The organism is Aquiflexum sp. (assembly GCF_041749095.1).
In the GTDB taxonomy this organism is placed as follows: Bacteria; Bacteroidota; Bacteroidia; order Cytophagales; family Cyclobacteriaceae; genus Aquiflexum.
Genome location: NZ_JBGTCA010000530.1, coordinates 1 through 1,582 on the forward strand (window position 1 = coordinate 1; position 1,582 = coordinate 1,582).

Here is a 1,582-nt window from a genome sequence, read left to right on the forward strand (position 1 = left end):
CCTGAACCAAAGGTAATCCGGCTGGGAAGATTGAGGTGGTTGTAGTCGATCTGATTTATGTTCTTGTCAGGGTTAGAGGACTGATTCCCATTGGCATCATAGCCATAGTTTTGTGTGGCTTGGACATTGGGCTTGAAGTCCAAAGAAAGATGATTGGTCGAACTGACATCATCTCTTACCCGAAGAAGATTGTTGGAGTATTCATAATTGCCATTTGCCAGATAATCATAGGAAAGAATGTCGGTGTACCCATAGTTTCCGCTGGAAAGTTGGCCCCTTCGGTACAGCGTTTTAATGTTTCCGTTGTTGTACCGGACACCGTGGATGGAGAAGTTGTCGTTTTCATTATATCCGGGAGCACTGTAATTGGCCACGTGGAGTCTGCCTGCCCCGTCATACTGGTAGTTGAAGCAGTGTTCTTTGCCGTTTCTGTCCCACCAGTCTATCCTGGAGATATTGCCGTCCCATCGGAAGAAATAGCCTTCATTTTCATAATAAAGTTTTTGCTTAAAAATAGTTGGCGTAGTACTGCCGATTTCCCTGAGCCAGTTACGGATAGTATAATCATACTCCAGATCCACATCCAAAAAAGATTTGGTTTTCAGCATTCCAAAATCGTCATACCCTGAGCTGTTAATCAATACTTCTGCATTTTGGTTTACCTGATGATACACGTTTTGAAGGGCACCGGCAATGTTGTATTCAAAGCTCGTTTGACTACTGAATTGCAAATTCAAGGTGATAGGTAGGTGTAGTTGCAAACCACACCTAGTCAAATGCTTAATCTACTCCCAGAGGGGGGAAGTCCCAATACAGATAATGGCAGGATCATTTTACAATATAGGCTACCCCTATATTGGCGGATAAATTTTTCCGATCATATCCAGGGACCACATACCTGGTTGGATGGTTTTCCAGATACCATTTGTAATTCAGGGTATTGACAAACTGGATTGAACCACTGAAAAGAAGGTTTCCAAATCTCCAATCTCCAACCAATGCCGGAACGAGGTCGATATACTTGTTTCGTAAATCCTTGGACTGCTCGTATCGAAAATAATAGTAATCATTGTTATAGACGATGCGCTCAAATTGAAATCCCAGACGGTTGAAGTTTTTGACCCATGCAAATTCAATCCAATTGACATTGGCTGCAGGACCATATCCCATGCCCAAAACCTGGCCTTTGTGCGTGTAGCCATGCCTGACATGGTTATGGATGTACCAGGTATCCAAATTTCTGATACTTTCCCTTATGGTCTGCCCGGTTTGGGTCATTTCTGAACTGATCTGAAGAAATTGATCCTGTCCTTTTAGGGGCATCAAATTGGAAAAGCCAAATGTAAAACCACGGTTCCTCTCGGGGGTAATCATAAAATCACTTATTCTTCTGCTATTGCCGTTGGTGCCGTATTCTCCATAAAATTCAAAATGCCCTTCGGGACTCATCCATCTGAAAAAGCCACTACTGAGCTGTTGCCTTTTGTCACGCACTGGATTGACCACATTATTAAGCCCTTTTTGTCCGTTGAACACCGGAAGATAATCCCCAAAACTATCCATATCTTCCCGATAAAGGTGG

General features: G+C 43.0%; 1 protein-coding gene and 1 pseudogene. Both read right to left on the reverse strand.

The window, feature by feature from the left end:
* On the reverse strand, positions 1 to 737 hold a 737-nt coding region (locus ACEW8O_RS23830; RefSeq protein ID WP_407936187.1), incomplete at its 3' end, for a hypothetical protein.
* A gap of 91 nt (positions 738 to 828) precedes the next feature.
* Positions 829 to 1,582: pseudogene (locus ACEW8O_RS23835) on the reverse strand (hypothetical protein); the annotation flags it as partial.